27 protein-coding genes and 5 tRNA genes are annotated in these 25,284 nt (G+C 47.4%); 24 read left to right on the forward strand and 8 right to left on the reverse strand.

The window, feature by feature from the left end; genetic code table 11:
* Positions 1-13: 13 nt before the first annotated feature.
* Genes xerC through lptM form a run of 5 tightly spaced genes read right to left on the reverse strand, consistent with a single transcriptional unit; the run spans position 14 to position 3,878 of the window.
* A complete protein-coding gene (xerC, locus tag EK374_RS01305) occupies positions 14-928 on the reverse strand; it encodes a tyrosine recombinase XerC (protein WP_127019451.1) in 915 nt (304 codons plus the stop codon).
* Positions 929-1,594, reverse strand: coding sequence for a DUF484 family protein (locus EK374_RS01310; RefSeq protein WP_127019453.1), 666 nt, complete (start codon positions 1,592-1,594; stop codon positions 929-931).
* Positions 1,591-2,460, reverse strand: coding sequence for a diaminopimelate epimerase (gene dapF / locus EK374_RS01315; RefSeq protein ID WP_127019455.1), 870 nt, complete (start codon positions 2,458-2,460; stop codon positions 1,591-1,593). Before dapF ends, EK374_RS01310 begins: the two co-directional genes overlap by 4 nt.
* Positions 2,461-3,711, reverse strand: a complete 1,251-nt coding sequence (gene lysA / locus EK374_RS01320; RefSeq protein ID WP_127019457.1) for a diaminopimelate decarboxylase — start codon at positions 3,709-3,711, stop codon at positions 2,461-2,463.
* Positions 3,711-3,878, reverse strand: coding sequence for an LPS translocon maturation chaperone LptM (gene lptM / locus EK374_RS21115; protein WP_145987571.1), 168 nt, complete (start codon positions 3,876-3,878; stop codon positions 3,711-3,713). The genes lysA and lptM overlap by 1 nt, the downstream gene beginning before the upstream one ends.
* Positions 3,879-3,950: 72 nt before the next feature.
* On the opposite strand from lptM, the gene cyaY reads away from it, so the two are divergent.
* From cyaY to EK374_RS01360, 8 genes are all read left to right on the forward strand, one after another.
* Positions 3,951-4,274 (forward strand): iron donor protein CyaY, encoded by a 324-nt coding sequence (gene cyaY / locus EK374_RS01325; RefSeq protein ID WP_127019459.1) that lies wholly within the window; start codon positions 3,951-3,953, stop codon positions 4,272-4,274.
* A gap of 38 nt (positions 4,275-4,312) precedes the next feature.
* The gene (locus EK374_RS01330; RefSeq protein WP_127019461.1) at positions 4,313-4,984 is read left to right on the forward strand and encodes an alpha/beta hydrolase; all 672 of its coding nucleotides are present in this window, start codon (positions 4,313-4,315) and stop codon (positions 4,982-4,984) included.
* A 16-nt stretch (positions 4,985-5,000) separates the two neighbouring features.
* Positions 5,001-5,771: a DUF2914 domain-containing protein gene (locus EK374_RS01335; RefSeq protein WP_127019463.1), complete on the forward strand. Its 771-nt coding sequence runs from the start codon at positions 5,001-5,003 to the stop codon at positions 5,769-5,771.
* Positions 5,772-6,084: 313 nt separating this feature from the next.
* The gene (gene hemC, locus EK374_RS01340) at positions 6,085-7,011 is read left to right on the forward strand and encodes a hydroxymethylbilane synthase (protein ID WP_127019465.1); all 927 of its coding nucleotides are present in this window, start codon (positions 6,085-6,087) and stop codon (positions 7,009-7,011) included.
* A gap of 5 nt (positions 7,012-7,016) precedes the next feature.
* Positions 7,017-7,787 (forward strand): uroporphyrinogen-III synthase, encoded by a 771-nt coding sequence (locus EK374_RS01345; protein ID WP_127019467.1) that lies wholly within the window; start codon positions 7,017-7,019, stop codon positions 7,785-7,787.
* Positions 7,780-8,913, forward strand: coding sequence for a uroporphyrinogen-III C-methyltransferase (locus tag EK374_RS01350; RefSeq protein WP_127019469.1), 1,134 nt, complete (start codon positions 7,780-7,782; stop codon positions 8,911-8,913). The genes EK374_RS01345 and EK374_RS01350 overlap by 8 nt, the downstream gene beginning before the upstream one ends.
* A complete protein-coding gene (locus EK374_RS01355; protein ID WP_127019470.1) occupies positions 8,910-9,992 on the forward strand; it encodes a heme biosynthesis HemY N-terminal domain-containing protein in 1,083 nt (360 codons plus the stop codon). The genes EK374_RS01350 and EK374_RS01355 overlap by 4 nt, the downstream gene beginning before the upstream one ends.
* Before the next feature lie 3 nt (positions 9,993-9,995).
* A complete protein-coding gene (locus EK374_RS01360) occupies positions 9,996-10,505 on the forward strand; it encodes a DNA-deoxyinosine glycosylase (protein ID WP_127019472.1) in 510 nt (169 codons plus the stop codon).
* Here EK374_RS01360 and EK374_RS01365 read toward each other — a convergent pair.
* The 3 genes from EK374_RS01365 to EK374_RS01375 all read right to left on the reverse strand — a co-directional run bounded on the left by EK374_RS01365 (position 10,494) and on the right by EK374_RS01375 (position 12,691).
* Positions 10,494-11,855, reverse strand: a complete 1,362-nt coding sequence (locus EK374_RS01365) for a TonB family protein (RefSeq protein ID WP_127019474.1) — start codon at positions 11,853-11,855, stop codon at positions 10,494-10,496. The two genes, EK374_RS01360 and EK374_RS01365, sit on opposite strands and share 12 nt — an antisense overlap.
* A 71-nt stretch (positions 11,856-11,926) precedes the next feature.
* Positions 11,927-12,265, reverse strand: coding sequence for a tRNA-binding protein (locus tag EK374_RS01370; protein WP_127019476.1), 339 nt, complete (start codon positions 12,263-12,265; stop codon positions 11,927-11,929).
* Positions 12,266-12,268: 3 nt separating this feature from the next.
* Positions 12,269-12,691, reverse strand: coding sequence for an acyl-CoA thioesterase (locus tag EK374_RS01375; protein WP_127019478.1), 423 nt, complete (start codon positions 12,689-12,691; stop codon positions 12,269-12,271).
* Between the two features lie 148 nt (positions 12,692-12,839).
* Between EK374_RS01375 and murB the strand changes: the two genes are divergently transcribed.
* From murB to rpoB, 16 genes are all read left to right on the forward strand, one after another.
* A complete protein-coding gene (gene murB, locus EK374_RS01380; protein ID WP_127019480.1) occupies positions 12,840-13,832 on the forward strand; it encodes a UDP-N-acetylmuramate dehydrogenase in 993 nt (330 codons plus the stop codon).
* Complete coding sequence (birA, locus tag EK374_RS01385; protein ID WP_127019482.1) at positions 13,822-14,826, forward strand: bifunctional biotin--[acetyl-CoA-carboxylase] ligase/biotin operon repressor BirA; 1,005 nt, start codon at positions 13,822-13,824, stop codon at positions 14,824-14,826. Before murB ends, birA begins: the two co-directional genes overlap by 11 nt.
* Positions 14,826-15,521: a type III pantothenate kinase gene (locus EK374_RS01390; RefSeq protein WP_127019484.1), complete on the forward strand. Its 696-nt coding sequence runs from the start codon at positions 14,826-14,828 to the stop codon at positions 15,519-15,521. Before birA ends, EK374_RS01390 begins: the two co-directional genes overlap by 1 nt.
* Positions 15,522-15,629: 108 nt before the next feature.
* Positions 15,630-15,705 (forward strand) — tRNA-Thr (locus tag EK374_RS01395).
* Positions 15,706-15,715: 10 nt separating this feature from the next.
* Positions 15,716-15,800: transfer RNA gene (locus EK374_RS01400), tRNA-Tyr, on the forward strand.
* A gap of 28 nt (positions 15,801-15,828) precedes the next feature.
* A tRNA-Gly gene (locus EK374_RS01405) sits at positions 15,829-15,903 on the forward strand.
* Between the two features lie 13 nt (positions 15,904-15,916).
* Positions 15,917-15,992: transfer RNA gene (locus tag EK374_RS01410), tRNA-Thr, on the forward strand.
* Positions 15,993-16,069: 77 nt separating this feature from the next.
* Positions 16,070-17,254 (forward strand): elongation factor Tu, encoded by a 1,185-nt coding sequence (tuf, locus tag EK374_RS01415; RefSeq protein WP_127019486.1) that lies wholly within the window; start codon positions 16,070-16,072, stop codon positions 17,252-17,254.
* Positions 17,255-17,468: 214 nt separating this feature from the next.
* A tRNA-Trp gene (locus EK374_RS01420) sits at positions 17,469-17,545 on the forward strand.
* An 81-nt stretch (positions 17,546-17,626) separates the two neighbouring features.
* On the forward strand, positions 17,627-18,001 hold the full coding sequence (secE, locus tag EK374_RS01425; RefSeq protein ID WP_127019488.1) for a preprotein translocase subunit SecE: 375 nt from the start codon (positions 17,627-17,629) through the stop codon (positions 17,999-18,001).
* Positions 18,002-18,016: 15 nt separating this feature from the next.
* Complete coding sequence (gene nusG / locus EK374_RS01430) at positions 18,017-18,544, forward strand: transcription termination/antitermination protein NusG (protein ID WP_086003576.1); 528 nt, start codon at positions 18,017-18,019, stop codon at positions 18,542-18,544.
* A 123-nt stretch (positions 18,545-18,667) separates the two neighbouring features.
* Positions 18,668-19,096: a 50S ribosomal protein L11 gene (gene rplK, locus EK374_RS01435; protein ID WP_046520300.1), complete on the forward strand. Its 429-nt coding sequence runs from the start codon at positions 18,668-18,670 to the stop codon at positions 19,094-19,096.
* Between the two features lie 3 nt (positions 19,097-19,099).
* Positions 19,100-19,801, forward strand: coding sequence for a 50S ribosomal protein L1 (rplA, locus tag EK374_RS01440; protein ID WP_127019491.1), 702 nt, complete (start codon positions 19,100-19,102; stop codon positions 19,799-19,801).
* A 309-nt stretch (positions 19,802-20,110) separates the two neighbouring features.
* Positions 20,111-20,596 carry a 50S ribosomal protein L10 gene (rplJ, locus tag EK374_RS01445; protein WP_127019493.1) on the forward strand — a complete coding sequence of 162 codons (486 nt, stop codon included), beginning with the start codon at positions 20,111-20,113 and terminating at the stop codon, positions 20,594-20,596.
* 75 nt (positions 20,597-20,671) lie between these two features.
* Positions 20,672-21,037: a 50S ribosomal protein L7/L12 gene (rplL, locus tag EK374_RS01450; RefSeq protein WP_127019495.1), complete on the forward strand. Its 366-nt coding sequence runs from the start codon at positions 20,672-20,674 to the stop codon at positions 21,035-21,037.
* A gap of 176 nt (positions 21,038-21,213) precedes the next feature.
* Entirely contained in the window at positions 21,214-25,239 is a 4,026-nt protein-coding gene (gene rpoB / locus EK374_RS01455) for a DNA-directed RNA polymerase subunit beta (RefSeq protein ID WP_127019497.1), read from the forward strand.
* Positions 25,240-25,284 lie beyond the last annotated feature (45 nt).

Below are 25,284 nucleotides of genomic sequence, written 5' to 3' on the forward strand. Positions count from 1 at the left end.
TATCAAGGGGTCATCACCCCTTCTTCTTGGCCCTTGGATGCGCACTGTCATAGACTTTAGCGAGCTGCTGGAAATCCAGGTGGGTGTAAACCTGAGTAGTATTGAGGTTGGCGTGGCCCAATAGTTCCTGTACAGCGCGCAGGTCTGAGCTGGATTCGAGCATATGAGTGGCGAAAGAGTGGCGTAGCATATGCGGGTGTAAATGCTGCGCTAAACCCTGACGTTCAGACCAGAGTTTGACGCGTTGTTGTACTTGCCTGTTGCTGATGCGGTTTTTTTGTTTGCTTAAGAACAGGGCCTCTGGCTCCGAGCCGACGTAAGCACTTCGTACTTTCAGCCAGTCTTTAATGGCTGCGACAGCCATACGGCCTATCGGCAGAATCCGTTGTTTATTACCTTTGCCGCGCACCCGTATTAAAGCTTCGGACCAATCAATATCCTGCAGATTGGCGCTGACCAGTTCGTCCAGCCGTAAACCTGAGGAGTAAAACAACTCCAGAATAGCTTTGTCGCGACAGGCGAGGGCATCTTCGCTGGTGTCAAAATCCAGCAGGTGATTGACCTGGTCGACATCGAGGTTTTTGGGCAAAGGCTTGTCAAACTTGGGCACCTGTAAATAGGCGGCAGGGTTTTCTTTGAGTTTGCCTTGTTGCACCAGATAACGGTAAAAGCTGCGTAACGAAGCTACCCGAAGCGCTAAGCTGCGGGCTTTTAAGCTTTTGCGGCACGACGAGATATGCAATTGCAGCTGGGTTTCTGTCAGCTCGACCCAATGATTTGCTTGTTCTGCCAGCTGACTAGCCATAGCAGAAAGCTGCAATTGGTAGCTGCTAAGCGTTTTGTCGCTGTAACCCCGTTCATGCTTTAAGTAAGCCAGGAAAGCCGACAAGTCGGCTTGCCAATGATCCAGTTCAGCAGGTAATGCCATTTAAATAGCGGCTGGTAAAACGGCCAATACCAGCTTCGCCAGATGGTCCAGAAATAAGGTATCCATGCCTGGCTGGAAATGCTCGTCTGAGTCACTGCCAAAGGCCAGCAGGAACTGTTGGTCTTCCGATAGCTTTAACAGCTGCAAGGAGACGGAGTGAATATGAGGTTCAAACAGCGCTGACATTTCGTCGCGGTTCATCCGGCCAAAATAGTAAGTTTTGCCACTTAAACGGCGCTGCAAGATCAGCTGTAACTGTGCGACCTGATCAGTTTTCTGCTGCAAATCGACCAAGACACAACTTTGCACATGTGGCATTTGGGCGGTAAAAGCCTGAAGTGCTTCTAACAACGCAGTCTGATTGGCAGCTTTTAATAACTTTAAGTGCAGATCGTTCAGTGCATAAAAAATCTGTTCATTCTGGCGGGCTATGCCCATCAGGCGTGTGATATCGTCTTCTAAAGAGCGGATTTTTTCGCGCTGTAATTCCAGCTGACGTTCTACTAAAGACACCACACCGCGCTGTTGGTGTGGTAAACGCAAGCGGCTTACCAGCTCCGGATGTTCAAGAAAAAATTCAGGATGATCATAGAGATAATCCACAATCAGGCTGGCTTCAGCCAGTTCAGGGTTTACCAGTGCTGTATCGAGAGGAAGGTCGCTCATAAGAATAATTGTCCATCAAAAACATGTTCGGCTGGCCCTGTCATTTTGACGGGTTGGCCAGGCCCTTGCCAGCGGATCTGTAAAGAGCCGCCTGGTAAATCTACCCTTACCTGGGTTTGTAATTTTTTCTGCATCTGACCAATCACTGCAGCAGCACAAGCACCTGTGCCGCAAGCCAGAGTTTCACCTGCGCCCCGTTCCCATACTCTTAATTTGACATGAGAAGGCGACAGCACCTGCATAAAACCTATATTGGCGCGTTCAGGGAAACGTTCGTGATTTTCAAACACAGGCCCCCACTGATGCACTGGAGCCGTCTGAATATCATCGACCAGTATCACTGCATGCGGATTACCCATAGACACCACACCACATAAAGTAGTGGCGTCTTCACTGTGCAAAATATAGTTCAGCTCTTGCTTCTGTGCTTTAAAAGGCACTTTAGCCGGATCAAACTGCGGCACGCCCATATTGACCGTAACCTGACCATCTTGCTCTATATATAAAGTGATTTTGCCAGACTTGGTGCTAACCGAAATTTTGTATTTATTGGTAAGACCTTTATGCCGGACAAACTTAGCAAAACAGCGTGCACCATTGCCGCATTGTTCTACTTCAGAACCGTCGGCATTAAAGATACGGTAGTGAAAATCCAAATCCGGATCGTAAGGGGGTTCCACCATCAGCAACTGGTCAAAACCCACACCAAAGTTGCGGTCGGCCAGCTTTTTAATTTGTTCTTTGGTTAAGAACACATTCTGGCTGACGGCGTCTATCACCATAAAGTCATTGCCCAAACCGTGCATTTTTGAGAAATGCACTAAGCTTTGGTTGTTCCGATCTTTAAATTTATTGTCTGGGATCATTCAGGGTACCAACTGTTCACCGCGCCACAGGTCCTGCCATTGTTCACGCTGGCGGACTAAATAGCTGCGGTTACCGTCTACCAGCACTTCTGCGGCTCTGGGTCTGCTGTTGTAGTTGGAACTCATGGTAAAACCATAAGCGCCTGCTGAGCGCACCACCAGTAAATCACCTGGTTCTACTGCTAAAGCGCGGTCTTTACCAAGGAAATCACCGGTTTCACAGACCGGACCTACTACATCGTAAGTCACAGCTGGAATTTCAGGTTTTTGCTGCACAGCAATAATAGATTGCCATGCACTGTAAAGTGCCGGGCGAATTAAGTCATTCATAGCCGCATCAACAATAGCGAAATGCTTTTCCTGACCCGGCTTTAAATATTCCACTTTGGTCAGCAGTACACCGGCGTTGGCCATAATGGCGCGGCCCGGTTCAAAAATCAGTGACAGCTGTGGATATGCCGCCAGTTTTTCTACCACTTTAGCGGCGTATTCAGCAGGATGGGGCGGAGTTTCGCCATCGTAAGGCACACCTAATCCACCGCCTATATCGATATGGCTTAAGTGGATACCCACTGCAGCTAATTTATCGATCAATGCCAGTAACTTATCCAAAGCATCTAAAAACGGCTGGGTTTCGGTCAGTTGTGAGCCAATGTGACAGTCCACACCACAGACTTTTAAATGCGAAGCGGCATCAGCTTGCTGATACATGGCGAGCGCGTCGTTAATGTCGATACCAAACTTATTGGCTTTTAAGCCGGTAGAAATATAAGGATGGGTTTTGGCGTCTATGTCCGGGTTTACCCGAATAGAAATAGGCGCAATGATATTCAGGCGGCTGGCCACTTGCTGAATACGTTCCAGCTCGGGAATAGATTCGACATTAAAACACTTAATGCCGGTTTGCAGCGCAAACTCAATTTCAGTGACCGACTTACCTACACCAGAAAAAACTACTTTTTTAGCGTCGCCACCGGCTTGCAAAACTCGGCGTAACTCACCTTCAGACACTATGTCAAAACCACTGCCAAGGCGGGCTAAAAGGTTTAACAGGGCTATATTGCTATTGGCTTTGACGGCGTAACAAACGAGTAAGTCACGGCTGGGCGCAGCTTCAGCAAAAGCCTTGTAATGGCGCTCTATGGTCGCGCGGGAATAGACATAAGTTGGCGTGCCAAATTCTGCAGCTATATCTGCAAGAGCAACGCCTTCGGCAAATAAGTTCTGATTCTGATAATTAAAGTAATCCACTACTGTTCCTTTGAAACTACTGGCTGATCGGCTGGCGCAGGTTGTTCTGCCGGCGCTTTATTAGGTTGTGGGGTTTGAGGCAATGTCAAAGGACCTTTTTGGCCACAGGCCAGTAACCATTGGCTGAGCAACAGGATGCACACCAGTCTTTGTCGCTTTGTATTCATGGTTTTTATTTCATTAATTATTTTGCGCTCTATAATCGCATCCTTAACAGCAAAAGCAAACAGGTGAAACCGATGAATGACGTAGAATATGACGAACTGACCGATCAGGTACTGCTTGCGGTGGAAGATGCGATAGAAGCATTGGACCTGGATTTAGATTATGAGTCACACGGTGGCTTGTTAAGTATTAGTTTTCCTGAAGGCAGTAAGGTGATTATTAATAAGCAACCTCCACTGCATCAGCTGTGGGTCGCCACTAAATTTAATGGTCACCATTTTGAATTAAAAGACGGTGTCTGGATTGATAACAGAACAGGTGCTGAGTTTTGGGCATTAATTTCCGATGCCTTTAGCAAACAGTCTGGTCAAAACGTAAAGCTTGCCGATAACTCTTGATTGAGATAGCGGGCAGAATAAAGGAATAGAGAGAAACAATGGCGTTACTTCCTTTTGTCGATGTAAAACCCTCAGGTCAGGCCGATGCCGCTGTCGTCTGGTTACATGGTTTAGGTGATTCGGGTGATGGTTTTGCCCCTATAGTGCCAGAATTACGTTTACCAAAAAGTTCTGGTATCCGGTTTTTATTCCCTCATGCGCCTGTGCGTCCTATCACTATCAACGGTGGTATGCAGATGCGCGGTTGGTACGATATTAAAACCTGGGATTTAAACGACAGAGCGGACGAAACCGGTGTCCGTGAATCAGCCACTGCTATTACCGCCTTATTGGATAAACTGATTGAGCAGGGTATCCCAGCCAATCGTATTCTGTTGGCTGGTTTTAGTCAGGGTGGCGTGATTGCCTTACATTTGCTGCCTCGTTTGCCTTATAAACTGGCTGGTGTGATGGCGCTTTCTACTTATATGGCTGTGCCAGGTAAGTTGAAAGAAGAAATGACAGGCGTTAACAAAAGCACAGCTGTGCTGGTGAATCATGGCACTCATGATGAAGTGGTGCCCTATAGCGCAGGTCAGGCAGCTTTTAATGCACTGAAATTTGCCGGTTTTACGGTAAATTGGGCCGAGTACCGTATGGGCCATAGCGTGTGCCCACAACAAATTGCCGATATCAGTCGTTTTATTCAGCAGCAATTACCAGCCCTTTAAAAATGGAACAGTGAAAGTGACAACAGCACAGGAAAAACTGGTGGTTCGGGTCAGTCTGGGCGCTGCTGCGGCAGCTTCCGGCGACTTGCCTGCGCCTATAACAGAGCAACACTGGCATTGGCGTCGAATTGCCGGTGCAGTGTTCACGCTTTGTGCTGCTGCCCTGCTGTTGTATGGCTGGTTACATATAGAGTCGCCTGACGCTGAACTTAACCCTGCGGCTGAAACAGCTCCGGTGGTAAGCACCACTGAATCTATTGAAAGCACCACACCTGAGCTGGTGCTGGAAGTTGTGCCGCAAAACTCTGAACCAGAGCCTTCTCCTGCTCAGGCTGAAATTGCTGCAGCTACAGAAGAAACAGCGCAACCTGCAGCTGCAGCAAATTCAGCTTCAGAGCCGCCTGTTCTGACGACAGAACCGGATTTAATTGTGGCAGATACAGGAGCACCATTATTTAGTGCAGAGACTGGCGTATTAAGACTGGCCTTATTGACCAACGAAACGCCTTCAGCCAAAGCCCGCAGCTTAGGTGAACAGATTGATGCAGCTGCAGTTCCACAGTTGGCGTTGTATTCTGAGGTTCAAGGTTTAAATGGTCAGAGCATAGAACATCTGTGGTATTACGAAGGCAAACTGATGACCCGGATTAAACTGCCGGTCAAACTGGATTACTGGCGTACCTACAGCAGAAAAGAATTCGATGCGGGTCAAATAGGTGAATGGCGGGTAGAAATCCTTGATCCACAACAAAATTTGTTGTTTAGCCATCACTTTCATTACCAATAGCATCCCCTTCGTACTTGAAGCTGCGGCTTAGTTGCCTGCGTGCGCCCCAGTCATATATTTCGATGGATTAACTTTGCTCTCTGGCGTGCATCCGCCTCAATCCATAGACACATAGGACAACTATGCTCCTGGGGTCTTAATCACTTGTCGTCGCGCTACAACTCCAATTACTTTGGGTATATACCCTGATTACTTGCTGCGGCTTCGCCTGCCACTTTGCTTACTTTGGGTATATACTAAGCGGCATTTTCAGGCAGCCTAGCCTTTCTCATTATGTCGCTGCTGCTGTTTTTCGCTGTTTTAAGGAGTACCTATGAACCTTGTCCGCATTGCCACCCGTAAAAGTGCTTTAGCTTTATGGCAAGCCAATTTTGTTAAAGCTGAACTGGAAGCTTCCCACCCGGGTTTACAGGTGGAGCTGGTGCCTATGTCGACTCAGGGCGATAAAATTCTGGATACTCCTTTAGCCAAAATTGGTGGTAAAGGTTTGTTTGTCAAAGAGCTGGAAACCGCCATGCTGGAAGGCCGTGCTGATATAGCAGTGCACAGTATGAAAGACGTACCTGTCGATTTTCCCGAAGGCCTGATGCTGCATACCATCTGCAAGCGTGAAGATCCGCGGGATGCTTTTGTTTCCAACACTTACCAACAACTAGCCGATCTGCCGCAGGGGGCTGTGGTGGGAACCTCCAGTTTACGTCGCCAATGTCAAATTAAAGCCATGCGACCAGATTTACAGATCAAAGACTTACGTGGCAATGTTAACACCCGTCTTGCTAAGCTGGACGCGGGTGAGTTTGACGCCATTATTCTGGCTTCTGCTGGTTTAATACGTTTGGGTTTTGAAGCCCGCATTGCCAGCTTTTTAGACGTTGGCACCAGTTTACCGGCCAATGGTCAGGGCGCTGTAGGTATTGAATGCCGTAGTGATGATTTGGTGGTGCAACAGCTATTAGCTCCGCTGGAACATAAAGAAACCCGCATTTGCGTACTGGCCGAACGGGCGATGAACCGCAAGCTGCAAGGTGGTTGTCAGGTGCCTATTGGTGCTTTTGCCATACTTCAGCAGAATGAACTTTGGCTGCGAGGTTTGGTCGGACAGCTGGATGGTTCTGAAATTTTACGTTCAGAAATCAAAGGGGAAGCGACTCAAGCTGAGCAGTTAGGGACTCAATTGGCTGAACAACTACTGGCGTTAGGCGCGGATCGCATTTTAGATGCGGTCTACAGTCAGGCCTGATTGGCGTGACGACTCCACTGCTGGATCCACTAAACCCGGTACTGATCACCAGACCAGCGGGTAAGGCTGATCAGTTGCTGGCCAGTTTAGATGAACTGGCTATTCCCTATTTGTATCAGCCTTTGATCACCACTCAATTGGTGCCGTTAAAAGCCAAAGCCGCCACTATGCTGGAACAGGCCGATCAGGTTATTTTTGTCAGCGTTAGTGCGGTTAGCTGCCTGCAGCAGCAATACGATTGCAAAAACATCACTGCGCCTTTAGTGGCCGTCGGAACTACGACAGCCACTGTGCTGGAAAAATGCAGTGGACGCGAAGTGCTGGTGCCAGCGGATCAACGCAGTGAAGGCTTGTTGGCTTTACCGCAGCTGCAGGATGTAGCAGGCAAACATATTGTGATAGTGCGGGGGAACGCGGGCCGCGAGCTGATTAAAAAAGGCTTACTACAGCGGGGCGCTCATATTCATTATGTGCAAAGTTATCGTAGGGTACCTTTACCCTTAGATGGTCAAATCTTGTCAGACCAGTGGCATCAGCAACATATTCAATGTATTGTGGTCACCAGCAACGAAATTTTGCAGCTTATTTTTGAATTATTGCCCAAAGAGCAACATAGCTGGTTACAGCAACAGTTATGGATAATGGTTAGCCCGCGGATGAAAGAAGCCGCTATAGAACTTGGGATCGACGGATCCCGTATTTATTTGTCAGCCAGTGCCAATGATCAGGCGTTACTGGAGGCTATTTGCCAGTTAAGAGGAACTTGTCATGACTGATACGCCGGTGGCTGTTACCGCCTCTGAATCTCCACTCTCCCAAGGTTCGGCTAAAACTGATCCTGTTAAAAAAGACCCGATTAAAAATACTCCGTTACCATCAGCTAAAACAGGCCGTGCTGTTGCCTGGTTTTCTTTAGTATTGAATCTGATTTTGGTCGCTGCTATTGCCGCAGCGATTTGGTGGTTATGGCCGCAGTGGACTGCGTTGCAGCAGCAACAGCAGGTATTGCAACACGAGCAAAAGCAACAAACTGAACAAGGCAAACAGCTGCATCAGCAACTGACCGATCAATTGCAGCAGCAACTAGCATTAGTTGTTGATCAGCAAAAACAACAAGGCGCTTTGGATCAACAGCAACAACAAGCTCTGCTGCAGCTGCAGCTGGAAAGTAAAAAACAGTTGAGTCATGGCCGGACCTGGCAGTTATGGCAAATTCAGCAGCTATTGCAACTGGCCGGACAAAAAATCTGGTTAGAGCAGGATATGCCTGCCGCCTTACGTTTATTGCAAGGCGCTGAACAGCAGCTGGCGGTATTGCAGGACAGCAGCATGCAGCCGTTACGTCAGGCAATTCAGACTGATTTAGCTGAACTGCAAAAAAACACCTTGCCTGATGTCGCCAAAATTCAACTAGGTTTAACCAGCCTGCGTAAAGCTGTGTCTGAATTACCGCTGCGTCAAAGCGAGCGTGAGCTGGATGATGCTGTGCCTGTAGCTGCGACCAGTTCTGACTGGCAAACTACTTTACTTCAGCACTGGGATTCATTCTGGAGTTCGTTGGTGCATGTGCGTCCAACTCAGCCGGAAGACTTGGCTGTGTTATCTGCAGGTGAGCAACTGAGTTTGCGCAATACGTTACAGCAACAGCTGTTGCTGGCTGAACTGGCGGCAATGAAGTATCAGAGCGAGTTGTATCAGGCCGCATTACAGCAGGCGATGGATACTTTGCAGCGTTATTTTGCTGCTGTTGATCCAAAAGTCAAAGCCGCATCAGAGCAATTAGTCCAACTGGCTGCTTTGCCTGTGGCTTTTCCTGCGCCTGCAGCTTTGCAGTCCAGCGCTGTGCTTGATCAGGTCATGCGACAAAACATGGTAGAGAGTATGGTGGAGAGCAAGCCATGATCCGTTTGCTGATAGTGGTTTTGCTGCTGGCAGCTGCCATGTGGCTGGGGCCATGGCTGACGCAGAATCCGGGTTATTTGATGCTGGTGCTGGGTCCATGGACAATCGAAATGACGTTGGTGGGTTTTGCCATCATTCTGTTGTTAAGCCTGAGTTTGTTATGGCTGACGTTACGAATTTTACGGCCGTTTTTGGGGTTTCGTAACTGGACCCTCAATCCGTTTCGTGGCCGTCAGCAGCGCAAAGCCCGTTTAGCATTTGAACAAGCGGCTTTGGCCTTGGCTGCAGGGCGTTTTCAGGATGCCGAACAGTATTTTGACCGCTCTGACGCTATGCCTGAATTTACTATGCTACGCCAAAGTATGGCCTGCTACGCCGCTTTACAGGCTGGGCATGCGACTAAAGCTATGCAATTGGCCGAACAGCTGGATGCAACACAAGCTCAGAGTTGTTATGTCAAAGCAGATTTATTGCTGCGCCAGAATCAGGCCAAAGCAGCGTTGGAGTTATTACAACCTCACATGCTGATACCAGCAGATGCGCCTTTGTTAGCTCCTCTGTATTTTCAGGCGCTTTTAGCAGCCGGCCATAATATTGAAGTCTTTCATACTGTGCTTAAAGCCATAGAGCAAAAGTGGTTTACCAAAGCGCAGTGGCAAGCACAGCGTTATCAGATGTATCCGCAGGCTATCCGTAATCTGGCGGCCCAGGGGGTATTTGACGAAAGCAGTGATTATTGGCTGGCGTTGCCGTCGAAAGAACGTAAGTCGATGGCTGCTGTATTGGGTCGGGTTTGGGCCAAAGTTAAAGCTGGTCAGGTAGAGCAGGCTGAAAAGCTGCTGGTTGATCACTTAGCTTACAGTGACTTGCCTTTGGCATGGCCAGTGCTGAAACAAATTCCGTTAAAGCGCCATGTGGTATTGCTGCGTAAACAGCTGCAGCACTGGTTACGTGATCACAAAGAAGATGCAGTACTGTATGCGACTCTTGCCTATTGTGCTGAGCAAGACGGCGAGCCTATGCAGGCCGAAATGGCCTGGCAAAAAGCTTTGCAGTATCAGCCGGGCTTAAAAACTTAATTTATGTCGTCTGAGTTATTAACGGGCCTGGCTCCAGTTATTGGTGTCAGGCCTCATCTTCTGTTGCTAGGTAGTATGCCAGGCGCAGCCTCTCTGCTTGAGCAACGTTATTACGCCCATCCACGCAATTTATTCTGGCCTTTTATGCAGCAGTTGTTTGCTATTCCGGTTGAGCTTGGGTATCAGCAGCGTTGTCAGTTGCTAACCGAACAAGGCGTAGCGCTGTGGGATGTGATAGCACACTGTGAGCGAGCTGGCAGTCTGGATAGCGCCATTAAAAAAAGCACTGTGATTTGTAATGCGATACCGCAATTGCTTGAAGCGCAACCACAAATTCTAAAGATTTGTTTTAACGGCGCCAAAGCCGCAGAAGAGTTTAAACGTCATTTGCTACCACAGGTGAAACACCGCAATGATATTCAGTATATTCAGCTGCCTTCCAGTAGCCCGGCTCATGCCAGCCAAAGCAAAGAGCTGAAGCTGGCATTATGGGCAAAAGCCTTACTGGAATAAGATTTCTAGTTCTGCTGTAGCTTCAAATCCAGCTGTTTTTGCCTGGCTAAAAACAGCTTTTGCTTCGTCAGTCTTATCTTCCGTCAGCAACTGAATAGCCTGCCAGCCTAAAGCCACAGGATCGTTTTGTCTCTGCAGATAATGAGCCCAGCCTTGATCAAACTGAGCCCGCGCACGCTGGGCTTCAAGCAAGCCATTGCGAGCGGCCTGATCCAACCAATATTCGTCTGTCCATTCTTTAGGTCGCTGATGGATCTGTCTGAGATACATTTTATCTTTGGCATACAGGGGGGCTTTTCCTGTGTTGTAGTTCAGATCCCAAGGGGCAATTTTGTAATCACCAGCCTTATTGATAAAACTCAGGGTATCGCCTTCTGCAAAAGGAACCTCACCGGAAAGTATGGCCAGTTTTTTAAGCTTTTTATCTGGGGCCACAGTGAGCATGGCGCTGCCGTTAAAGGCTGGCATCTTAACTGCTTTGGCTTTTTCTGATTTGAAATCTGAAAGCTTTGGTAATTCTTCTGTGCTCTGCGTCAGGTCTACAGAGCCAATAGCTGCCTGATCCAAATAATTCAGCAAAATAGCATTACTGTATTGGGAATGGGCAACTCCGGCTTTTGCTGCGGGCCATGAATCGTTGACCAGCGAGTGCATGAGTATCTTACGCCATTGTGCTTGCCCACCGACAGCCAGCTTAAAATCCAGAGTTATTCTGCGTATAGATTTGTCAGGAGAAGGTTGATAGCGCCATTGTCGTATTGCCTGCTCCGATACTTCATCAAAAACTCCGGCAGGAAAACTATGCTGGGTTTGGGCGTAAACCACTTCACCTTGTTCATCGATTAGAAAGCGCACAGATGCAAAACCCTGAGTACCTTTGCGGGCAGCAGTGACTGGGTATTTGGGTTCAACTCTTTCAATTACTTCAGGTAGTGTGCTGTGATCAACCAATACTGAGGCCGATTTACGTTGCTCCAGCATAGTGGCATAGGAGGGCACCCACTGCTTTTCCTGCAAGGCCAGTTGTTGTTGAATCTGTTGTTTTTGCGCTGCCGTAAGGTGTGCGTCCAACGTATTTAAACCTGTGGCTGCACCGGAGTGACCCAAGCCAGCTGCAATCAGAAAATAGCGGTAAGCCAGCGGCAGATCCTGCTCCATACCCTGGCCTTTCATTGCCATCACGGCAAGGTTAAAAGCCGCCAGCTCATTGCCTAAAGGGAGCAAGCGTTCAAATTCTGCTTTAGCCTGTTGATAATTTTCCTGGTGGTAGTAGTGTCCAGCCAGGTAAACATCTGCCTGAGTAAAAAATGAAGTCAGCAAAGCTGAACTGACTAAAAGTTGTTTTAACATCCGTTGTTCCTAATGATCCCATCCGAGCTTGCAGAATGTTATCTGTAAACAGGTATTAGGTAAATATTTTGTTACGCCATTTTGCTGCCATTGGCCACTGTTTGCTCCGGTACTGCCAGAACCACAGCGCCATCTGGTCGGTAAAATCCTGTGATCAGACATTCAGAGCGAAAAGGTCCTATTTGTTTAGTCGGGAAGTTCACTACACCAATAACCTGCTTACCTAACAATTGCTCTTTGCTGTACAAGTTCGTGATTTGAGCACTGGATTGTTTCAGCCCGATGTCAGCGCCGAAATCTACTTTGAGTTTGTATGCAGGTTTGCGGGCTTCAGGAAAATCAGCCACTTCAACAATGGTGCCTACCCGCAGTTCAACCAAATCAAATTGTTCCCAGTTGATAAAGTCCATCCTTTACTCCTCTGCGTTGTTGTTCGCCAGTCGGGGTTGCAGGCGGTCTTTTAAATCTCCTTCAATCACCACAGCGCGACCGGTTTTTTTATCCAGGCAGACAAAAGTGATATTGGCGTCAGCCACTAAGGTATCCGTACCTTCCAGCCAGATTTTCTGATGAATGATGGAGCTTTTGGTATTAATAGCGCTGAATTCGGTATCAATACGCAACTGCTGGCCCATGGTGGCCTGAGCTCTGTAGTTGATATTGATATTTACGATCACCCAGGCCAGACCCAGCTGTTCGAAATGTTCTATATCACCATGCTGTTCCAGATAACCCCAACGGGCTTCCTCCAGAAATTCTAAATAACGGGCGTTATTAACGTGCTGGTAGCCATCCAGGTGATAACCCCGGACTTTGATAAAAGTGTGATGTAGCATAAAAATCTCTGGTTGGACCTGTTTGGTGACATAATGCCATAATTTTAGCCTGGGGTTAATGAGGTTTTTCCTGCACCAGACTGAGATTTTTTTGGCCTGCCGCTGTGGAACCAGTAGAATAAGAGCACTTTGGTTATTTGGTGCTTTTATGCGTCTGTTACAGCAGCTCTCTGCTAAATCCTATTCCACTTTTGCATTGGCTACACAACTTGCCGAACTGGTTGAGCTGGACTCTTTGGCTGAATTAATGGCTTATCAGCCCGCAGTCACTCCTTTATTGTTGGGTGAGGGCAGCAACAGTATTTTTCTGAGCAATCAAACTCAGACCGTTTTACGTTATTTAGCCAAAAGCCGGACTGTGTTGGCAGAAAACGAGCATCAAGTGCAACTGCATGTAGAAGCAGGAGATAACTGGCACCAATTGGTTAGCTGGACTGTGGCTCAGGGCTGGTGGGGATTAGAAAATTTATCCCTTATTCCAGGCAGTGTAGGAGCTGCTCCTGTGCAAAATATCGGTGCTTATGGTGCTGAATTGGCCGACTGCTGTGATTATGTCGATTTTTTTCACTGGCAAAGCCGGGACGTTCAGCGGTTAAGCAAAAGCGATTGTGGTTTTGGCTACCGTGACAGTATTTTTAAAACGGCTCTTGCAGGTTTGGGTGTGATAGTGGCTGTGGGCTTGACGCTAAAAAAACTTAGCCAGCCAAAATTAGGCTACAAAGGGCTGGAGCATTTAAATCAACACAGCTCTGTGGCTGAAGTAGCACAAGCCGTGATTGCAGTGCGTCAATCCAAATTACCAGATCCTGCAATATTGCCAAACTGTGGCAGCTTTTTTAAAAACCCTGTGGTCAGCAAGTCTGTGTTTGAAACTATTTATAAGGCTTATCCCGCGATGCCGTTTTATCCACAAGCTGATGGTTTGGTCAAACTCGCCGCTGGCTGGCTAATAGAACAAACGGGGTTAAAAGGTCAGCGTATTGGTGATGTAGGCTGCTACGAAAAACAAGCGCTGGTACTGGTGAATTTTGGCAAGGGTACTGCGGCAGAGTTACAGCAACTGATTGCGCTGATACAGCAAAAAGTTGCAGCACAGTTTGCTGTTCAGCTCGAACCTGAGGTGCGTTTAATTGGCCAGTGAACTACGTAAAACTCTACCCCATAGCCTGATAGTTCAACGCCAACTGGTGCATTATCTGGCTGATGGCGCTTTATGTTCTGGCCAGTGGCTGGGGGAGCAGTTAGGTATAAGCCGCACTGCTGTCGCCAAACATCTGGAACAATTGCAGCAGTACGGTCTGGATTTATACAAAATTAAAGGCAAAGGTTATCGGCTGGCGCAACCTGTGCAATTGTTGGATGCGGCATTGATTAAAGAATTACAACAGCAGCAGGCTCCGGTGTGGGTGCAGTCCGTTACTGATTCCACCAACAGCCAGTTGATGCAAAAACTCAAAGACGGTGTACTACCAGAAAAAGGCGCTGTGCTGGTGGCTGAAGCTCAGACCGCTGGCCGTGGCCGACGTGGTAAACAGTGGTTTTCGCCTTTTGGCTGTAATTTGTATTTTTCAATGTACTGGCAACTGGAGCAAGGTATTCAGGCCGCTATGGGTTTAAGTTTGGTGGTAGGCCTTGCCGTCGCAAAAGTGCTGCAACAGCAGTGGCAACTGCCGGTGCGCTTAAAGTGGCCGAATGACTTGTACATAGAGCATAAAAAACTCGGTGGTATTTTAGTGGAGCTGGCCGGGCAAACTCATGCCCAGTGTGATGTCGTTATCGGGCTAGGCTTAAATATCCGGATGCCGGATCACACCGATAAAGCCGTAGACCAGCCCTGGGCTGATTTAACTTCGGCTTTGGGGAAGCCGATAGACCGTAATTTATTGGTGGCTTTGTTGCAACATCAGTTGGTGCTGGAATTACAACAGTTTAGCCAGCAGGGTTTTGCGCCCTATGTGCAGGAATTTAATCTGTTGGATCAATTTGCCGGTGAGCAAGTGACTTTATCCAGTGGCAGTCAAACCATCACTGGTTTTTGCGTTGGTGTGGATGCACAGGGGGGGCTGGTGCTGGATATCAATGGCCAGAAGCAAAGCTTTTATGGCGGTGAACTTAGCTTAAGAAAGGCGCTTTGATGGAATTATTACTGGATATAGGCAATAGCCGAAGCAAAGCCCGTTTACATGATGTTGGTTTGCTTACGGAAATTCAGCTGGAAAACATCAGTGCAGAGCAGTGGTCGTCAATCACTGCTGTGTATTGCGCCAGTGTTGCAGCAGACAGCCGGGTACTGGCAATACGTGATCAAATCCCGCCTGCAATTCCTTTTATCCAAATCCGCAGTGAAGCTGAGGCATTTGGGGTGACCAACAGTTATCAGCAGCCAGATTTATTGGGCGTCGACCGTTGGCTGGCTTTAGTGGCGGCAGCAGAGTTGTGCACGAATGCAGATCTGCTAATAGCTGACGCAGGTACAGCCTTAACCATTGATTGGTTAAGCGCTGCGGGTGTGCATCAGGGCGGATGGATTTTGGCTGGGCAAAAACTGCAGCAAGAAGCGGTGTTAAGCAAAACAGCCAAAGTATTTTCAGCAGAGCTGGAAACAGAGCAGTTATCACCTGCAACTGATACCGCCACAGCTTTATATCAAGGCGCTATTGCTGCTTTAGTCGGTGCTATTCGTCAAGCATGGGCAATTAAGCCAACCCAACTGATTATTTTAACGGGTGGTGATGCGCTGCTTCTGCAAAAATACCTGACCGATCTGCCTGTTCGGCTCGAACCTCAATTGATCTTTCAGGGATTAGCCCGTTATATTCAGCCGAATTGACCATTTTGTGTACTTATTGAGCATTCAGGCCAGAATTTATAAGTTTTTTTTTATTTCCTGTTGCGTGGGGTGGGGCATTCCACTAGAATTCGCACCCACTGACGTAGTGCCGCTTTAGCTCAGTTGGTAGAGCAACTGACTTGTAATCAGTAGGTCATCCGTTCGACTCGGATAAGCGGCACCATTAGTATAGTGGAGGGGTTCCCGAGTGGCCAAAGGGATCAGACTGTAAATCTGCCGGCACTGCCTTCGAAGGTTCGAATCCTTCCCCCTCCACCATTTTCAGTACAATAGCTACGAGTAGGCCGCGGGCATCGTATAATGGCTATTACCTCAGCCTTCCAAGCTGATGATGCGGGTTCGATTCCCGCTGCCCGCTCCAAACAGATCAAGTTGCTGATATAGCTCAGGCGGTAGAGCGCATCCTTGGTAAGGATGAGGTCCCCAGTTCGATTCTGGGTATCAGCACCATCTTAAAAGCCTCTCTTGCTTTACAATCAAAAAATACTTATTTCATTCAACCACCGTTTGCTAAAAAGGGTCTATTTATGGCTAAGGCTAAATTCGAACGTAATAAACCGCACGTTAACGTAGGCACCATCGGTCACGTTGACCACGGCAAAACTACTTTAACTGCTGCTATCACTAACGTACTGGCTAAGCACTACGGTGGTCAGGCATTCGCTTTCGATCAAATCGACAAAGCGCCAGAAGAGAAAGCTCGTGGTATCACGATCAACACTTCTCACGTTGAATACGATACACCAACACGCCACTACGCCCACGTAGACTGCCCAGGCCACGCTGACTATGTTAAAAACATGATCACTGGTGCTGCACAGATGGACGGCGCAATCCTGGTAGTAGCTGCAACTGACGGCCCAATGCCACAGACACGCGAGCACATCCTGTTATCTCGTCAGGTAGGCGTACCTTTCATCGTAGTATTCATGAACAAATGTGACATGGTAGACGACGAAGAGCTGTTAGAGCTGGTGGAGATGGAAGTTCGTGAACTTCTGTCAGACTACGATTTCCCAGGTGATGACCTGCCGGTAATCCGTGGTTCAGCTTTAAAAGGTCTGGAAGGCGATGCAACGTGGGAGCCAAAAATCCTTGAGCTGGCAGCAGCTTTAGATTCTTACATCCCAGAACCACAACGTGCGATTGACAAACCATTCATCATGCCAATCGAAGACGTATTCTCAATTGCAGGTCGCGGAACAGTAGTAACTGGTCGTGTAGAGCAAGGTATCATCAAAGTTGGTGAAGCAGTAGAAATCGTAGGTCTGAAAGACACTGTGGCAACAACTTGTACTGGTGTAGAAATGTTCCGTAAACTGTTAGACGAAGGTCGTGCAGGCGAGAACATCGGCGCACTGTTACGTGGTACTAAGCGTGAAGACGTAGAACGTGGTCAAGTATTAGCGAAGCCAGGTTCAATCAAGCCACACACGAAGTTCGAAGGTGAAGTGTACGTATTATCAAAAGAAGAAGGTGGTCGTCATACTCCATTCTTCAAAGGTTACCGTCCACAGTTCTACTTCCGTACAACAGACGTAACTGGTTCAGTAGAACTGCCAGAAGGCGTAGAGATGGTAATGCCAGGCGACAACCTGAAGTTTGTTGTTGAACTGATCAACCCAATCGCGATGGACGAAGGTTTACGCTTCGCGATCCGTGAAGGTGGTCGCACAGTAGGTGCTGGTGTAGTATCTAAAGTACTGGTTTAATCATCAGAACTTGAAAAGGGCTCCACAGGAGCCCTTTTTTATATAGCTTTGTTCGCTTAAGCCGGAAAATTCAGAACAACAGGCTTGAGTTCCACACAGTTAAACCTGATTTAATAGTTTCAAGTCGGATCCTTGTCTTGTTTTAGTCGTCTAAGACAGTATAATGAGCGGCTATTTTTGTGGGACTGCTTAGTTGGTCTGCACAATTTTCTGTAGGGGCGTAGTTCCAATTGGTAGAACAGCGGTCTCCAAAACCGATGGTTGGGGGTTCGAATCCCTCCGCCCCTGCCACTTATTTAGGCGCTAAGGTGTTTTGCACGTTAGTCGAAGTAGTAGCTTGTAACAACAAGCCATGGGAAAGTGAGTTAAAGCATGAATGCAACGAGTGAAACCCCAAAAGGCGGCTTAGATTTAGTTAAATGGCTGGGCGTCTTAGTTCTGCTGACCCTGATGGTCGCAGCGAACTATATATATGAGTTTTCTGCAGTTGAAAAAGCTGCAAGCATAGTGGTTTTAGTCGGCCTGGCAGCTTTTATTGCAGCCAAGACCAGCAAAGGCGCTGCATTTATTGAGTTTGCTAAAGAAGCCAGAACTGAAGTTCGCAAAGTCGTATGGCCAACCCGTCAGGAAACGATGCAAACCACTATCATTGTAATGGTTGCGACCTTGATTGTTGCATTAGCACTTTGGGGCTTAGATTCAATATTATTAAGCCTTGTATCATTTACCACAGGTTTGAGGATCTAAGTTATGTCAGGAAAAATGCGTTGGTATGTAGTTCAGGCTTTTTCAGGTTTTGAACAGCGCGTAGCGACTTCATTGCGTGAGCATATCAAGATCCAACAAATGGAAGACAAGTTTGGCGAAGTGCTGGTTCCAACTGAAGAAGTTGTTGAAATGCGCGCTGGCCAGAAACGTAAGTCTGAACGCAAATTTTTCCCTGGCTACGTATTAGTGCAGATGGAAATGTGTGAAGAAGCATGGCACTTAGTCAAAAGCGTGCCACGTGTATTAGGTTTTATCGGTGGTACTTCAGACCGCCCTGCACCTATCAGCCAGAAAGAAGCTGATACTATCCTGAACCGTCTGCAGGATAACGCTGATAAGCCGAAACCTAAGACTCTGTTCGAAGCGGGTGAAGTGGTACGTGTGACTGAAGGTCCATTTGCTGACTTTAACGGCGTTGTCGAAGAAGTGGATTACGAGAAAAGCCGCGTGAAGGTGTCCGTGTTGATTTTCGGTCGTTCAACTCCAGTCGAACTGGAATTTGGCCAGGTAGAAAAAGCTTAAGTAGAAATAGTTTGTAACGGGCCGCTGATTAAAATATAATCGCGGCCTTTTTTAACGTCAGGGGAGCCGTTTGAGTAAGTGTCCTCGCACTTACGAGGCTGAGACCCTAAATTGAGGTGAAACATGGCAAAGAAAGTCACGGCACTTGTAAAATTACAAGTTAAAGCTGGTATGGCAAACCCGTCGCCACCAGTTGGTCCAGCATTGGGTCAACACGGTGTGAACATCATGGAATTCTGTAAAGGCTTCAACGCCCGTACAGAGTCACTGGAAAAAGGCATGCCTATTCCAGTAGTGATCACTGTATACAGCGACCGCTCATTTACATTTGAAACCCGCACTCCACCTGCTTCTTTCTTATTATTGAAAGCTGCTGGTTTAAAAGGTGGTTCAGGCCGTCCTAATACTCAGAAAGTGGGTAAAGTGACTCAGGCTCAGCTGGAAGAGATCGTAAAGATCAAACGTGCTGATTTGACTGCAGGTAGCGACGAAGCGGCCATCAGCACTATTGCTGGTACTGCTCGTTCTATGGGCTTAGTGGTAGAGGGTTAATCAATGGCTAAATTATCAAAACGCGCTAAATTAATCCGTTCAAAAGTAGATTCTACTCGTGAATACGCGATCAATGACGCAGTTGCGTTATTAAAAGAATTAACAGCTGGCAAGTTCGTTGAATCAGTTGATGTTGCCATCAACCTGGGTATCGACGCTCGTAAGTCAGATCAAAACGTTCGTGGTGCTACTGTGTTACCACACGGTACTGGCCGCACTGTACGTGTTGCTGTGTTCACTCAGGGTGCAAACGCTGAAGCTGCTAAAGCTGCAGGCGCTGACATCGTGGGTATGGAAGACTTAGCTGAACAAGTTAAAAAAGGCGAGATGAACTTTGACGTTGTTATCGCTTCTCCAGACGCAATGCGTGTTGTTGGTATGTTAGGTCAGATCTTAGGCCCACGTGGTTTAATGCCTAACCCAAAAACTGGTACAGTAACTCCAAACGTTGCTGAAGCAGTGAAAAACGCTAAAGCCGGTCAGGTTCGTTACCGTAACGACAAGAATGGTATCATCCATTCAACAGTTGGTAAGGTTAACTTCGACGCTGACAAACTGAAAGAGAACGTTGAGGCTCTGTTAGTTGCATTAAAGCGTGCTAAGCCATCTGTAGCAAAAGGCGTTTTCATCAAGAAAGTGACCATTTCTACTACGCACGGCGCAGGTATCGTTTTAGATCAGGCTTCTTTAGACGCCAAGATCTAATTCAGTCCTCTGAAATAGCTGCTTTACAGGAGTGCGTGGTTATTTTATAATCTCGCGCTCAAAAATTCGGGTAGAAGCCGGACTTTGTTTACAAAGTATTCGGCTTCCGTCCAAGACCGTAGGTGCCACAACTTTTTTATAAAAAGCGTGGCTTAAAATCAACAACCTACGCAGACGGTGTTAGCCCCAGAAAGATTCCTATCAATCTGGCTCTCACCGTAAATCGCGCGTTAACCAGTAAATTTTACTGATTAGCGTTGTGTAGGCAACCAGACAATACCGTCTGGATGAACCAGGAGTTAAGAGCCAATGGCTATTAAGCTTGATGACAAAAAAGCGATCGTTGCTGAAGTTCAGGAAGCTGCCATAGGTGCTTTATCTGCGGTAGTTGCAGACGCTCGTGGTGTCACTGTAGGCAAAATCACTGAACTGCGTAAGCAGGCTCGTGATGCTGGCGTATGGATGAAAGTTGTCCGTAACACGTTAGTTCGCCGTGCAGTATCTGGCACTGAATTCGAGTGTTTAAGCGACGCGTTCGTTGGCCCAACACTGATCGCATTCTCTAAAGAGCACCCAGGTGCTGCAGCGCGTATCTTCAAAGATTTCGCCAAAGAAAATGCTAAGTTTGAGCTGAAAGGCGCAGCCTTCAATGGCGCCACAGTAAGCATTGACGTTTTAGCATCGTTGCCAACATACAACGAAGCTATCGCACGTTTAATGAGCACTATGAAAGAAGCAGCAGCCGGCAAATTGGTACGTACCATCGCCGCAGTTCGCGACCAAAAACAAGCCTAAACAACGTAATTTTACGTTTTGTTTGGAATTAAAGTTTAATACGGGATACGTCCCCTTAATTTAGGAATCTGAGCAATGTCAGTTACTAAAGATCAAATCTTAGATGCTATCGCTGCAATGTCTGTAATGGAAGTTGTAGAATTAGTTAGCGCTATGGAAGAAAAATTCGGCGTTTCAGCTGCTGCTGCTGTTGCAGTTGCTGCTGGTCCAGCTGCTGTTGTTGAAGAACAAACAGAATTCAACGTAATTCTGGCAGCTGCAGGCGCTAACAAAGTATCAGTAATCAAAGCTGTTCGCGGCGCGACTGGTTTAGGTCTGAAAGAAGCTAAAGATTTAGTTGAAGCTGCTCCAGCTGCAATTAAAGAAGGCGTTTCTAAAGCCGAAGCTGACGCTCTGAAGAAAGAGTTAGAAGAAGCTGGTGCTACTGTTGAAGTTAAATAATCTAGATTTTTCTAGATTATACGCCTGATTTCAGGCTAGGCTGGTGGTGAAATAACCACCGGCCTTTTTGCGCTGTGGGACATTGATTTTCCCCACCCTAATGTTGCCATGTCGGCGACATTCAAGCCGCCCCTAGAGGGTAGGTAGGGTAAAAAATCAGCTAGCTGAGGAACCCCATGACTTACTCTTATTCTGAAAAGAAACGTATCCGTAAGGACTTCGGCAAACGTCCATTAGTGTTGGATGTGCCATATCTGTTGTCGATTCAAATTGAGTCGTTCAGCAAATTTATCGAACCAGATCCAGAAGGTGGATACGGCTTAGAAGCTGCATTCCGTTCTGTGTTCCCAATTAAAAGCTACTCAGGTAGTGCAGAGCTGCAATACGTCAGCTACCGCATTGGCGAGCCGGTTTTTGACGTCAAAGAGTGCCAAATTCGTGGTGTGACTTACTCAGCTCCGCTGCGTGTCAAACTGCGCATGGTTTTATTTGATAAAGAAGTACCAGGTACAATCAAAGATATCCGTGAACAAGAAGTCTACATGGGCGAAATCCCTTTGATGACTGAAAACGGTACCTTTGTGATCAACGGTACTGAACGTGTTATCGTTTCTCAGCTGCACCGTAGCCCGGGTGTATTCTTTGACCACGACCGTGGTAAGACGCACTCCTCAGGCAAGGTTTTATATAATGCTCGCGTGATCCCTTACCGTGGTTCATGGTTAGACTTTGAGTTTGATGCCAAAGATAACCTGTTCGTGCGTATCGATCGCCGCCGCAAATTGCCAGCCACTATTTTGTTACGTGCGCTGAACTTAAGTACTGAAGATATTTTAAGTACTTTCTTCGAAAGCACCCGTTTTGAAATTAAAGACGGCAAACTGTTGATGGAAGTGGTCGCAAACCGCTTACGTGGTGAAACAGCTGCTTTTGATATCAAAGACAACGATGGCGAAGTGATCGTAGAAGCTGGTCGTCGTATTACTGCCCGTCATGTGCGTCAGTTAGAAAAAACTGGCATGACACTGATGGAAGTACCTCATGAATATGTAGTAGGCCGCGTTTTATCAAAAAATTACGCTGACCGTTCAACCGGAGAGATTATTGCCGAGGCGAACGCAGAGCTCACACTGGAGCTGTTAGCAAAACTAGCAAAAGCGGGCTACGAAACTTTCGAAACTCTTTACATTAACGATTTGGACCAGGGTTCTTATATTTCTGAAACCATCCGGATCGATCCAAGCAGCAACCGTATGGAAGCATTGGTAGAAATCTACCGCATGATGCGTCCAGGCGAGCCACCAACGCGTGAAGCTGCTGAAACATTATTTGAAAATCTGTTCTTCTCTGAAGACCGTTATGACCTGTCCACTGTAGGCCGTATGAAATTCAACCGTCGCGTTGATTTCGAAGAAGGCACTGGCGTAGGCGTGCTGTCTAAAGAAGACATTCTGGCCGTGATGAAAGTCTTAATCGACATTCGTAACGGTAAAGGCGAAGTGGACGATATCGACCACTTAGGTAACAGACGTATCCGTTCTGTCGGTGAAATGGCTGAAAACCAATTCCGTGTGGGTTTAGTCCGTGTGGAACGTGCAGTGAAAGAGCGCCTGTCTTTAGGTGATCTGGACGCTGTGATGCCACAGGATCTGATCAATGCCAAGCCTATTTCTGCTGCGGTGAAAGAATTCTTCGGTTCAAGCCAACTGTCTCAGTTTATGGACCAGAACAACCCATTGTCAGAAGTAACGCACAAACGTCGTATCTCTGCCTTAGGCCCTGGCGGTCTGACCCGTGAACGTGCTGGTTTCGAAGTACGTGACGTTCACCCAACGCACTACGGTCGTGTATGTCCAATCGAGACGCCTGAAGGTCCAAACATCGGTTTGATCAACTCGTTGTCTATGTTTGCCCAGACTAACGAATACGGTTTCCTTGAGACACCTTACCGTCGTATTGAAGATGGTATTGTGACTGATGAAGTCGATTTCTTATCTGCGATTGAAGAAGGTAACTTTGTTATCGCTCAGGCGAACGCCGAGTTAAGCGCAGAAAACCGTCTTGTTGAAGACTTAGTACCGTGCCGTTACAAAAACGAATTCACCTTAATGCCGGCCGACAAGGTTCAGTATATGGACGTTGCACCACAGCAGATCGTATCTGTTGCTGCTGCTCTGATCCCGTTCCTGGAACACGATGACGCCAACCGTGCATTAATGGGTTCAAACATGCAACGTCAGGCTGTTCCTACATTACGTGCTGATAAGCCGTTAGTAGGTACTGGTGTAGAACGTGTTGTTGCCAAAGACTCTGGTGTAACAGTTGTTGCGAAACGTGGTGGTACTGTTGACTATGTCGACGCCAGCCGTATCGTAATTAAAGTACACGAAGAAGAAATGGTGGCCGGTGAAGCCGGTATCGACATCTACAACCTGACGAAATACACCCGTTCGAACCAGAACACCTGTATCAACCAGCGTCCATGTGTAAACCATGGTGAGCCGATTGAACGTGGTGATGTACTGGCCGATGGTCCGTCTACGGACTTAGGTGAACTGGCTTTAGGTCAAAACTTACGCGTGGCGTTCATGCCGTGGAACGGTTACAACTTCGAAGACTCGATTTTGTTATCCGAGCGTTTAGTGCAGGAAGATCGCTTAACCACTATTCACATTCAGGAACTGAGCTGTATCGCTCGTGATACCAAGTTAGGACCTGAAGAAATCACTGCCGATATTCCAAACGTAGGTGAGTCTGCTTTATCTAAGCTGGACGAAGCCGGTATCGTTTACATCGGTGCTGAAGTGAAAGGCGGCGACATTCTGGTAGGTAAGGTGACGCCTAAAGGTGAAAGCCAACTGACTCCGGAAGAAAAACTGTTACGCGCTATCTTCGGTGAAAAAGCTTCTGACGTAAAAGACAGCTCATTACGCGTGCCTAACTCTGTCACTGGTACAGTGATCGACGTTCAGGTCTTCACTCGTGATGGCGTTGAAAAAGACAAACGTGCTCGTGAAATCGAAGAAATGGAAGTCAAGCAGGCGAAGAAAGACCTGAATGAAGAATTCCGTATCCTTGAAGAAGGTATCTTCTCACGTGCCCGCAACCTGGTTGAAAGCACAGGTGTTGACCGCGCTAAGCTGAACGGCTTACGTGGTGATGCTCTGTTAGGCTACAGTCTGGCTGATGAAGATAAACAAAACGATCTGGAACAATTAGCGGCTCAATACGAAGAAATCCGTGTTGAATACGATAAGAAATTCGAAGCCAAACGTCGCAAGATTGTTCAGGGTGATGATTTAGCTCCAGGCGTTCTGAAGATCGTTAAAGTGTACTTAGCTGTGAAACGTCGTATCCAGCCTGGTGACAAGATGGCCGGTCGTCACGGTAACAAGGGTGTGGTTTCTACCATTGTTCCAGTTGAAGACATGCCGTATGACGAAAAAGGTCAGCCGGTTGATATCGTACTGAACCCGCTGGGTGTACCGTCTCGTATGAACATAGGTCAGATCCTTGAAACTCACTTGGGCTTAGCGGCTCGTGGTATAGGTGACAAGATTGACGGCATGATCAAAGACCAGAAAGAAGTTGCGGAAATCCGTGAATTCCTGAAAAAGGTCTATGCACTGGGTGAGTCACGTCAAGACGTCGATATCGCCAGCTTCACAGATGATGAAGTACGTCGTTTAGCAGAAAACCTGCGTAAAGGTCTACCTGTAGCTACTCCGGTGTTTGATGGCGCTAAAGAAAGCGAAATCAAAGAGCTGTTGACTTTAGGTGACTTACCGACCAGCGGTCAGATCACATTGTACGATGGTCGTACCGGTAATACCTTCGAACGTAAGGTTACTGTGGGCTACATGTACATGCTGAAACTGAACCACTTGGTAGACGACAAGATGCACGCCCGTTCTACTGGTTCGTACAGTCTGGTTACTCAACAACCATTGGGCGGTAAAGCTCAGTTTGGTGGTCAGCGTTTCGGTGAGATGGAAGTGTGGGCTCTGGAAGCATACGGCGCAGCATACACGCTGCAAGAGATGTTAACAGTCAAGTCTGATGACGTGAATGGCCGTACCAAGATGTATAAAAACATCGTGGATGGCGACCACCGCATGGAACCAGGCATGCCAGAATCTTTCAACGTATTGATGAAAGAGATCCGTTCACTCGGTATCAACATCGAATTGGAAGAGGAATAACCCCGGTTAGCAAAACTAATCGAATTGTCCGGGGCGGTACGCCGC

It is taken from the genome of Rheinheimera mangrovi (genome assembly GCF_003990335.1).
In the GTDB taxonomy this organism is placed as follows: Bacteria; Pseudomonadota; Gammaproteobacteria; order Enterobacterales; family Alteromonadaceae; genus Pararheinheimera; species Pararheinheimera mangrovi.

What these genes read in the sequence shown, in the direction of transcription:
- EK374_RS01350 (WP_127019469.1), top strand. Translation starts at nt 7,780, where the DNA reads ATGACTGATACGCCGGTGGCTGTTACCGCCTCTGAATCTCCACTCTCC.
- tuf (WP_127019486.1), top strand. Translation starts at nt 16,070, where the DNA reads ATGGCTAAGGCTAAATTCGAACGTAATAAACCGCACGTTAACGTAGGC.
- dapF (WP_127019455.1), bottom strand. Translation starts at nt 2,460, where the DNA reads ATGATCCCAGACAATAAATTTAAAGATCGGAACAACCAAAGCTTAGTG.
- secE (WP_127019488.1), top strand. Translation starts at nt 17,627, where the DNA reads ATGAATGCAACGAGTGAAACCCCAAAAGGCGGCTTAGATTTAGTTAAA.
- rpoB (WP_127019497.1), top strand. Translation starts at nt 21,214, where the DNA reads ATGACTTACTCTTATTCTGAAAAGAAACGTATCCGTAAGGACTTCGGC.
- nusG (WP_086003576.1), top strand. Translation starts at nt 18,017, where the DNA reads ATGCGTTGGTATGTAGTTCAGGCTTTTTCAGGTTTTGAACAGCGCGTA.
- rplK (WP_046520300.1), top strand. Translation starts at nt 18,668, where the DNA reads ATGGCAAAGAAAGTCACGGCACTTGTAAAATTACAAGTTAAAGCTGGT.
- lptM (WP_145987571.1), bottom strand. Translation starts at nt 3,878, where the DNA reads ATGAATACAAAGCGACAAAGACTGGTGTGCATCCTGTTGCTCAGCCAA.
- EK374_RS01390 (WP_127019484.1), top strand. Translation starts at nt 14,826, where the DNA reads ATGGAATTATTACTGGATATAGGCAATAGCCGAAGCAAAGCCCGTTTA.
- rplL (WP_127019495.1), top strand. Translation starts at nt 20,672, where the DNA reads ATGTCAGTTACTAAAGATCAAATCTTAGATGCTATCGCTGCAATGTCT.
- EK374_RS01360 (WP_127019472.1), top strand. Translation starts at nt 9,996, where the DNA reads ATGTCGTCTGAGTTATTAACGGGCCTGGCTCCAGTTATTGGTGTCAGG.
- murB (WP_127019480.1), top strand. Translation starts at nt 12,840, where the DNA reads ATGCGTCTGTTACAGCAGCTCTCTGCTAAATCCTATTCCACTTTTGCA.
- rplJ (WP_127019493.1), top strand. Translation starts at nt 20,111, where the DNA reads ATGGCTATTAAGCTTGATGACAAAAAAGCGATCGTTGCTGAAGTTCAG.
- EK374_RS01310 (WP_127019453.1), bottom strand. Translation starts at nt 1,594, where the DNA reads ATGAGCGACCTTCCTCTCGATACAGCACTGGTAAACCCTGAACTGGCT.
- rplA (WP_127019491.1), top strand. Translation starts at nt 19,100, where the DNA reads ATGGCTAAATTATCAAAACGCGCTAAATTAATCCGTTCAAAAGTAGAT.
- EK374_RS01370 (WP_127019476.1), bottom strand. Translation starts at nt 12,265, where the DNA reads ATGGACTTTATCAACTGGGAACAATTTGATTTGGTTGAACTGCGGGTA.
- EK374_RS01365 (WP_127019474.1), bottom strand. Translation starts at nt 11,855, where the DNA reads ATGTTAAAACAACTTTTAGTCAGTTCAGCTTTGCTGACTTCATTTTTT.
- EK374_RS01375 (WP_127019478.1), bottom strand. Translation starts at nt 12,691, where the DNA reads ATGCTACATCACACTTTTATCAAAGTCCGGGGTTATCACCTGGATGGC.
- xerC (WP_127019451.1), bottom strand. Translation starts at nt 928, where the DNA reads ATGGCATTACCTGCTGAACTGGATCATTGGCAAGCCGACTTGTCGGCT.
- EK374_RS01330 (WP_127019461.1), top strand. Translation starts at nt 4,313, where the DNA reads ATGGCGTTACTTCCTTTTGTCGATGTAAAACCCTCAGGTCAGGCCGAT.
- hemC (WP_127019465.1), top strand. Translation starts at nt 6,085, where the DNA reads ATGAACCTTGTCCGCATTGCCACCCGTAAAAGTGCTTTAGCTTTATGG.
- EK374_RS01355 (WP_127019470.1), top strand. Translation starts at nt 8,910, where the DNA reads ATGATCCGTTTGCTGATAGTGGTTTTGCTGCTGGCAGCTGCCATGTGG.
- cyaY (WP_127019459.1), top strand. Translation starts at nt 3,951, where the DNA reads ATGAATGACGTAGAATATGACGAACTGACCGATCAGGTACTGCTTGCG.